At 43.4% G+C, this 8664-nt stretch carries 9 protein-coding genes and 1 pseudogene; 6 read left to right on the forward strand and 4 right to left on the reverse strand.

What is annotated here, in order from left to right:
• From CH376_RS23005 to CH376_RS23025, 5 genes are all read left to right on the forward strand, one after another.
• Window positions 1-320 (forward strand): alanine racemase C-terminal domain-containing protein (locus tag CH376_RS23005; RefSeq protein ID WP_276329223.1); only part of this gene is annotated, 320 nt, incomplete at its 5' end.
• Between the two features lie 65 nt (window positions 321-385).
• Window positions 386-1528: a 1-acyl-sn-glycerol-3-phosphate acyltransferase gene (locus CH376_RS23010; protein WP_100786134.1), complete on the forward strand. Its 1143-nt coding sequence runs from the start codon at window positions 386-388 to the stop codon at window positions 1526-1528.
• 19 nt (window positions 1529-1547) lie between these two features.
• Window positions 1548-2459, forward strand: coding sequence for a hypothetical protein (locus CH376_RS23015; RefSeq protein WP_100786133.1), 912 nt, complete (start codon window positions 1548-1550; stop codon window positions 2457-2459).
• Complete coding sequence (locus CH376_RS23020) at window positions 2456-3232, forward strand: hypothetical protein (RefSeq protein ID WP_100786132.1); 777 nt, start codon at window positions 2456-2458, stop codon at window positions 3230-3232. Before CH376_RS23015 ends, CH376_RS23020 begins: the two co-directional genes overlap by 4 nt.
• Before the next feature lie 279 nt (window positions 3233-3511).
• Window positions 3512-4048, forward strand: a complete 537-nt coding sequence (locus CH376_RS23025; RefSeq protein WP_100786131.1) for a DUF1564 domain-containing protein — start codon at window positions 3512-3514, stop codon at window positions 4046-4048.
• 76 nt (window positions 4049-4124) lie between these two features.
• Here CH376_RS23025 and CH376_RS23030 read toward each other — a convergent pair whose 3' ends face one another.
• Window positions 4125-4808 carry an LIC_20245 family lipoprotein gene (locus CH376_RS23030; RefSeq protein ID WP_100786130.1) on the reverse strand — a complete coding sequence of 228 codons (684 nt, stop codon included), beginning with the start codon at window positions 4806-4808 and terminating at the stop codon, window positions 4125-4127.
• Window positions 4805-7102 (reverse strand): ATP-binding protein, encoded by a 2298-nt coding sequence (locus CH376_RS23035; RefSeq protein ID WP_100786129.1) that lies wholly within the window; start codon window positions 7100-7102, stop codon window positions 4805-4807. Before CH376_RS23035 ends, CH376_RS23030 begins: the two co-directional genes overlap by 4 nt.
• A 71-nt stretch (window positions 7103-7173) precedes the next feature.
• Between CH376_RS23035 and CH376_RS23040 the strand changes: the two genes are divergently transcribed.
• Entirely contained in the window at window positions 7174-7803 is a 630-nt protein-coding gene (locus CH376_RS23040) for a lytic transglycosylase domain-containing protein (protein WP_420843591.1), read from the forward strand.
• Here CH376_RS23040 and CH376_RS23045 read toward each other — a convergent pair.
• Together CH376_RS23045 and CH376_RS24365 are read right to left on the reverse strand one after the other, a co-directional pair.
• On the reverse strand, window positions 7797-8147 hold the full coding sequence (locus CH376_RS23045) for a Cys-rich protein (RefSeq protein WP_100786127.1): 351 nt from the start codon (window positions 8145-8147) through the stop codon (window positions 7797-7799). The genes CH376_RS23040 and CH376_RS23045 overlap by 7 nt on opposite strands.
• Window positions 8144-8664 (reverse strand): annotated as a pseudogene (locus CH376_RS24365) (hypothetical protein); the annotation flags it as partial. The gene CH376_RS23045 and the pseudogene CH376_RS24365, both read right to left, overlap by 4 nt.

The raw sequence follows: 8664 nt of genomic DNA on the forward strand, positions 1-8664 counted from the left end.
CGTTTCAGACTTCCTATCCGACGAAAGTCGCAGTAGTTCCGATCGGTTATTACGAAGGAATCGATCGAAAACTATCGAGCAACGGAGACATGCTCGTTCTAGGAAAAAGGGCGAAAATCCTCGGAAGAATCTGCATGAACATGACGATGCTCGACGTAACTCATATTCCAGGAGCCGAAGTCGGAAGCGTAGTCACCGTCATCGGCAGGGACAACGGAGAAACGGTCACAGCGGACGATATCGCGGATAAAACGAATACGATCAACTACGAAGTCACCACTCGAATCGGAGAATCCATTCCCCGGATTGTTGTAGACTAGAAACTCTTTGTTTCTTAGCGTTACTTGTATCGCAACCGATTGATAAAAAACAAAAAAGGGGCCGCATGCAAGAGTCCTCCGCTACTTCTACAATTTCAAATCCAAATCAGATCGTCTATTCAACCAAAACTTACGACTGGCTCATCTCCCTTGTTTACAGAACGCGGGGTTTGATGTTTGATTCGATAGACGAATACTTCGAAGAATCCAATCACAATCGGATTCTCAAAGCCAATTATCCTACTGTGATCATAGGAAATCACGTGGAAGAAGGCGACGTTCCGGCGTTGTCCGCCGTTCATAGAGTGATCCAACCCAAAATCAAGTTCGCAATTCCGGCTAGAGAAGATATTTTAAGGAAGAATTTTTTAGTAAAAGAATTTCGTCCGAAAGGAACTCTCAAACTGATCTTCGGGTTGATCGACAAGACGAACGTCATCCCGGTTTTCTTAAGATATATCGGATGTTTTCCGGTGAAACGTCCTTTCCGCGACAACGCGAGAGAGCTGATCAAAAGCGGAGAACTTCGAAACATGGTCGATCAGGAATGGAGCACTCTGGTCGAAAGGGTCCGTTCTGGAAGAAATTTGTTTATGTTTCCGGAAGGAACGTTCAATCACGACGGTTATCTGAATCAGATCAAGAAGGGCGTCTACTATATTCGAACTAAAATCAAGGACGTTCACTTTATTTCCTTCACTTTGACTTACGATTATATTTCCGCAAAAAAAGCCCAACTTCATATCGCTTACGGCGAGAATTTCGACATCTCCGAAGAGGCGAGCAGCGACGAGGTGACCAACATCGTAAAAGAAAGACTGGGAAAAAACTACGTGGTCACGCCGGGAAATCTACTTTCCACAATTCTAATGCAGTTAAGACCCGATTCTTCTTTGGGGAAAGAAATTCTTTTCAGACGTCTGCAAACCTTGAGTGACGAACTTAAAAAAAGAACCAGAGGAATCCATATTTCGGGAAAATTATTCACCGATCACTTGGAAGAAGCGTTTCAGAACATTCTTAAAAAGGGATTGGATCATAAGCTCCTGAAACTCGACGGAAACGGGAACGTTTCCGGAACTGACAAACTGCTTCAAAAGGAAGGGGATACTAGAAATCTGTTGAAGAAGAACATTCTTTTGTATCACGCCAATCAGCTGACATATCACAAACCGGAGTTGGAAAAAATTCTTCCTTCTCTCGCTTAATCAAGGAACTCAAATTAGAATGGGATTTTGGAAACGTCTATTTGCGCCCAAAAAAGAATATCAAACCGCGGCAAAGGAATGGATAGAAAACACCGATAAGGTTCAAAAAAGTTTAAACAGAAGTTTGGACTTTCTTTTCGATTCCACTTTGAAAGAACTTTTGCCGGAAAGACTTTCCATCTCTCTAGAACCGATCGCAGGGATTCGAATTCCCGAGGAAAAGTTAAGAATCATTCTGCAGGGAATGGACGTTCAGACTTTGCTTCCTTTTAACTCGGTTTCAGAAGCTGTGAGTTTGGAAACTCAGGAAGCGATTTTGGAATTGGCGACCGGCACGGTCGCCGCTCCTTCGAAAATTTTTTTGATGAAAATTCTCAATCAGTCTCCGATCCAGGAAATGTTTTCGCAAGGATTGGAAAAGATATTAGTAGAATTTAATAAAAAGCTAAACCCGCTCGCGGGAGTTTTTCAGGCCGCGGGTTTTGAGAAACAGATCTCCGGATTTTTAGGAACTCTTCTTCCGGGTTTTACGGAAAGAATGGCGGAGATTCTTCATTCTTCCTCGGAAAGCGAAGCCGGAAAAACTTTGATTCGTAATACGCTGAAGATTCTTTTTCAATCCGGATTTTCGGAAATGGGCCATCTGGAATCCACGGACCTAAGAAAACATCTCGAGAAGTTAAGGGACGCGGTCTCAAAAGATCCGCTTTTGGAAAAGAGCGCCGAAAAGTTCTACGAAAATTTAAGAGATTCTATCTTAAACGAATACAGAGGAGAGACTCTAAAGGAATTTCTTGGTTACTCGGAAGAAGAATACGTTCGTTTTCGGGATAACGTTTCTAAAAATACGGCTGAAAACATCCTTGCAATTCACAAACAAAAACCGCTGACTGGGCTTGTATCCGGACTCCTGGAGGATGTGTTTGGATGAAAAAAGTGATCAATCAGATCGGGAAGGCCTTAGAATATTTAGATAAGTTAGGAACTGGAAAGTCTTTTCAACTGTTTCGATCTCTTGGATATGAAAAATTATATTCTCTCTCCGAGAAAGTGGATCACAAAACTCTTCTTTATATCAGCCAAAACCTAGACGAAAAGACAATCGTAGAATTCCTAAATCGAATTCCGGAAGAAACTTTAGTTTTACTTTTGTCCACGGTAAAGCCCGGAGATATTACATATTTTGCAAATAGCATTCCGATGGACGACTTGGTTCTTTTGTCCACTTCCCTGCCCGCTTCCGATATCGCCGAGATGGCTCTCAAAACCGGAAAAGAATCTTCCGCAGAACTTTTAAAAAATATCGGTCCGTCAAAGTCGATTGCATTGTTAAAAGAAGTCGGAGTGCAGAACTTTATCGAACTATCTTTGCAAATTCCAGCGACGGAACTAATCCCCGTAGTGCAGGAGTTGACTCCTGAGCAATCCGGGATTTGGATCCGCAAAAGAGGAGTCGGAGACATTCCGAGGTTGATTCAGGCCTTCGGAGTTCAGAACCTTCTTTTGTTTCTAAGAACTCTCGGGTTCGAGAAGAATCTTCATATCATGGGAGTCTTGGGATTGGAAGAATTGATCGAGTTAGCTTATACGATTGCAGGAATGAAACTTCCCGGACGTACCGCCGCCGAGAAGAAACCGCGGAAAAAATCTAAAAAGGTTTCCAAGAAAAAACCGGCCGTAAAAAAGAAAAAGAATATTAAATAATTAGATTATTCTTTTGTTTTTGGCTTTGATTGTAACATTTTGCGTTGATTGCTCCTCCTTCTTTGTCTTTGATTCAATCGGTTATTCTTCTTATAGCTTTCCGCGAATGTATCGCGCATTCTTATCTGAATTTTTAGTTTTGCTTTTTGGATCGTATTCTTGCGATTCGATGATTTTGGTCCGCTATGTATTTTTTTGAGCCGGTTTTATTTTTTGAAAAATTTCGATTTTAGGTCGGCTTTTGAGTCCGGAAAAGCAAAGCGCGGAACCGTAAAAGGTATGGAAATGCTTTCAATTCGCTCCGACCAATTCATTGAATCCTCTCTTACAGAAGTCAAAAACGACGTCGTCACAATTTTGATTCCGGAAAGTTATTATTCTACTCTCGATTCAAAAGAACAAAAGGACCTCAAAAAGAAACTCCCGTCGCTTCTGAGGAGATACGGAAAATTTCTGGCAGGTGCGTCCCGTTTGAACTCGAAAGCCGGGAAAATTCTCTATCAGAAAGATCGAGGAAAAATGAAACGGGTCAATTTCAGAGTCGAGTCCGGAATGTGGAATATTTTAGGAGTGCTCGCGTTGAGTCACGGCGTTTCTCGGTGTCTTCTTTTTAATTACATGCTGGTTTTGGAATCTTTGGAAGTAGGAGATTCTATTGTGGAAACGATGAATGCGGGAGGTCCCACGTTTCACAGGATTTACAGCTTCATCTGGCAATTGGATCTGCAAAACAAAAGGGTTTTCAGAAAATTAGAGTTCACCCCGAACCCAATTTTTCCGATTTTTTATGGAATGTATTGGATGAAACCTTCCTAGACCAAAAATCCAGCCCGCACTTAAAATCGATACGAGCGAGTTGCGATCCACGGCGGATGGCGACTAAGAGAAAAAATTACTCCGGCGAATCGAGATTCTTCTTCGCCTGAACCAATTCTTCTCTTCCTTTCTGAATCGTAATCAAACGTTCTTGAATCACCTTCAAGGAAGAATCCGGAAAATTCTTTTGAGACTCTTTGAAAAATTTAAGACTGTATTCTAAGATTTCTTCCATATCGTTGGACCTTCTGATCTTAGAATCCAAATAGAATTTCATCTCAGGCTTTTCGACTTCTCTCCCTTCTAATAAAGCGATCCGAATCTCCGACATTCGTTCTTCGTCTCTTTTTCTCTTTTCCTCTTCTTCCCTTGTCAGTTCTCGAGGAATCATACTGTTTCCCGGAAAACGATCCGCAAGCGGTTTGACCTTCCGAATCACTTCCTTTCTCAACCTTTCTCTTTCTTCGGGCGAAAGATTGGAATAACCGCCGCCTTCGGCGGCGGCCTCTTCTGAAGAACCCTCATTCGAAACCGAGTCCACATTCGAATTCTCCGTAACTCCCGATCTTGAAAAATCCAAAAAGTTACCGGACTCAAAAAGAGAATTCTCGTCTTGGTCGACCGTGGCGCGGCTCAATCCGCTCTTTAATTTCTCATTCTCTTTATCTCTGGAGAATCCGGTTTCTCCGTTATCAAAAACGAGATAAATCAAAAACAGTATAACGATTCCAAGGACCGAATAGATTAATTTTTTTTTCATTCTTCTTGTATCGGTAAAAAAATTCTAAAATTACTTCCGCCGTTCACTCTCGATTCCAGAGTGATTTCGCCGTTCATCTTATGTAAAATGGTTCTCGATATGGAAAGCCCGAGCCCGGTTCCGCCGATTCGTTTATTTCTATCGTTCGGAATTCGAAAGAATCGTTCGAATACTTTTTCAATGTATTTCGGATCGATTCCGACTCCCGTATCCTTGATGTTGATCTCCAATTTTCCGGCTCCGGATTGAATCATCTTGATTTCTATCTTTCCCTTTTCCGTATATTTGATCGCATTCACAAAAAGATTCGTAATCACCTGCGAGAATTCGAAGCGGATTCCCCGAATTTTCAACTTTTTCAATAGACCTATTTCGATTTCCAACCCTTTCTCTTTGGCGGACGGCCCGTTGGAATAAACAACTTCTTCGATCACGAGAGCGGGATCGAAATTCTCCACCAAACCCGAGTTATCGTCCCCTCTCACCTCTTCGAATTTCAAAAGATTCTCGATCAGATGATTCAATCGTTTGATGTTCTTTTCGATCACGTCCAACATTCCGCTCTGATCTTTGGATAAAGAAGAATTCAGTTCGTTTCTTAAAAGTTCGAAGTATCCCTGAATATTCGTCATCGGAGAACGAAGCTCGTGACTTATATTCGAAATGAATTCGTGTTTCGCCTGCTCCGTCTCCTTCTTATCCGAATCGAATAGGATATGGACTTGATAGATTTTTCTCGCCCTCTCGAACAAAGCGGTGATACTCAACGAAACCTGCATTTCGGACTTGTCTTTCAACCTCATCTTAGCCTGATCCACGCGCAACATCGTTTCCGCGGATTTATTGGGAGAAGACCACTCGCTCATCTCGCTCAAACCGGGGAACAAATCCTCAAGAGTCAGATTGTTGACGTTGTCTTTGCTGTAACCGGTCAAACTTCGAAAGTTATAATTTCCTCCGATCAAAGCTCCGGATATGGAGTCCAATAATATAACCGGTATCGGAGAGAATTCGAAAAGATAACTGAAACGATCCTCGGAAAACTGAAGCTCCATCGATCGTTTGTCCATCTCCAATCCCTGCATCATCAGTACATTATCGATCGCTAAATTATGTATTTCTTTTGCTCTAATCTCCTGAAAAAGATAATCCAATATGGAATTTATCCCCGTCCGTATCGCCGAAGCGGTTCCCTTGAGCGGAAGAATCGGCATCCTCGCCGTCTTTTTAGAATTATAAATATTGAGTACGAGATTCTGAAGATCCGTAACCAGATCCCCGAGTTCTCTTCTGTCTCCGGCCTTGCGTAAAAGAAGACTCGATTCGTTCTTATTGCTGAACTGCTCTTCCATAAGAGCGGTTTTTCGGGCCTTTAAAGCGTCCGGATATTGGGGAATCGGTTCCTTCGCTGCGATCTGGAGCGCTTCCATCAAAACGGGAGGCGGTTCCGTAAGGTGATCCATCGATCTCCAAAAAATTCTTCCGAGATATTCCAACTCCTCCGGATCAGCGGAAGGAGAAAGCATCTCTTTCAGATCCTGCGAAGGCTGTTTGAAAAAATAATGAAGCTGCTCCGCTTCTATCTTAAACTCAGGAACACTTTCGTGAATCGCGTGTTCCGTCGAATCGTTCGTATTTTCGATCAAGGATTGAATCGCTCTGGAGACCGCACTTTGAATCTTACCGATTCGATCCGGATAAGTTTTTGCGAATTTTCCGCTGAACGCGAGCATATTTACCGGAAGGCGATACGGCGGCAGATCCCTTCCGTCCGAGATTCGGAATCCGTTGTTTAAGAAATGAGATTCCTGAACGGAACCGATCAATCCCAGCGTATTCGTCTGCGAGAATTCGTATTCCAAAAGATAAGGTCGCGAAGAGACGTAGGCGCAGCTGATTTTTTTTCGGAACTTACTCGACTTTAAGAATTCCTGAGCGAGCAGCTTGTCCAGAGAAGAATTTTGCAGAACAGGAATCAAATACGGAGTACTGTCCAAAATCGAATCCGTGCTGGAATTGTATCTCGAATAAAACGAATGAATCATTCTCGAGAGAATCATTCCTCGATAGATCGATTTGTTCGGAGCCGTTCTTTTAAGATGAAGATCCAACCAAGTCGTAAACGGAATTTCGCCCGCTTCGATCTTTCCGGTACTCAAAAAGGCTAATATTGCGTCGTAGTTCTCGAGAATCCGCACTTGAACGGAAAGGCCTTCCTTTTCAAAAAAGCCTCGGGACTTTGCGTATAATACGGGGAATGCCGAAATTCTGGAAGTGATGGCGATTTCAATCACAGCGGCAGTATTTACCAGGCTTTCAAATTATCAAGAATCCCTTGAATTTTCATCAAAAAGAAAAAAAGGTCATCTTTTTTCAGAATTCTTCCGAGAGACATAATATGAGGATCGAAGAACTTCCCACCGTCCAATCCATTTTGAATCGAATCCGCGAGATCGAAAACCTCCCGAGCCAGTTTGTCCGGGAAGCCCCCGCTCCGATTCAAAAAACGCAGATCGAAGATTTTAATTCCATTCTCCAATCCGCACAAGAAAAGACAAACCCGGTTTCCGAATCAGAATCCATTAGGAACGTTCGAGGCGAACTCAAAGGCGTGGAACCGACTCTCGCCGAAATCATCCGCAAGGAATCGGAAAAGAATCATCTCGATCCGGCTCTTGTTCAAAGCGTCATCAAGGCGGAATCCGGTTTCAAAACGAATGCGGTTTCTCCGAAAGGTGCGATCGGTTTGATGCAGCTCATGCCTTCCACTGCGAATCTCCTCGGAGTCGACGATCCTTCCGACCCTGCCGAAAACGTCGCAGGCGGTACAAAATTCCTGAGCGATCTCTTAAACAAGTATAAGAATTTAGACCACGCCCTTGCGGCTTACAACGCGGGTCCGGGCGCCGTCGATCGTTACGGCGGAATTCCTCCGTACAAAGAAACTCAGAAATACGTGGCGAAAGTCAAAAAATTCTACGAAGAGGCTCAGTAGTATTTTTTAATCTCGGTTTCCAGACATCCGGTCAGAGATTTGCAACTCGCGGTTTCGATTCCGGAAAGACAAACCTGCATCTTATCGAAGTGTTTTCTACAGCCCCGAAGACACGAGTTTTCGATTTTCGCGGTTTGCTCTTTGACGACCATTCCGGGAAACAGTTCGGACACACATCCCGTCAATTTCGTACAATACGTTAGACACACTTCCTTCGATTCTTCCGAATAGAATTCGTTTTTTTGAATGGCCTTTCCGTATTTAAGGATCATCACCCCTATCATCAATACCAGTAAAACATAGACCGGTGCGTATCGGACCAAATGCCTAAGCGTGGAATTCATCGATTGACCGACTTCGAGTTTTCGGTAAGGATCGTTTCCGAACTGTAGAGTTGGATTCTATCATACCAATCCTGGTGTATTAGAATTTCCTTAATTCCCAAATCCCGTTTCCAAATCGACCAGGACTGCGCCGGAGCATATACGGTTGGAAGCGACGTTTTGGTTCTATAAACGACGACGTCCCTCTTCCCGTCCATACAGTTCATCTGCGCTCCCGGAAGCGAATGTTCCACGTTCGCGGAAGGCAACGCATTCTTGAACGTCAGAGCGACCCACGGATTTTCCGAGACGATACAAAGATTCTTACTCTCCTGAATTCTTCCGGTCAGAGGCACATCGGGAAGATTTACGGAAGGAATCAAAACGAGCTGCAAGTAAAACATAAACCCGGTGCCCAAAAAAAGCGTGAGCGCGGTTTTATATAGAACCGTTTTTTTCTCCGGTATCATCCAGAAGGCTCCCACAAGATTTGCGAAACCGACCCAGAGAAGATCCGCCCATGCCTCCTGTCCGGAAC

Source organism: Leptospira adleri (genome assembly GCF_002811985.1).
GTDB lineage: Bacteria > Spirochaetota > Leptospiria > Leptospirales > Leptospiraceae > Leptospira > Leptospira adleri.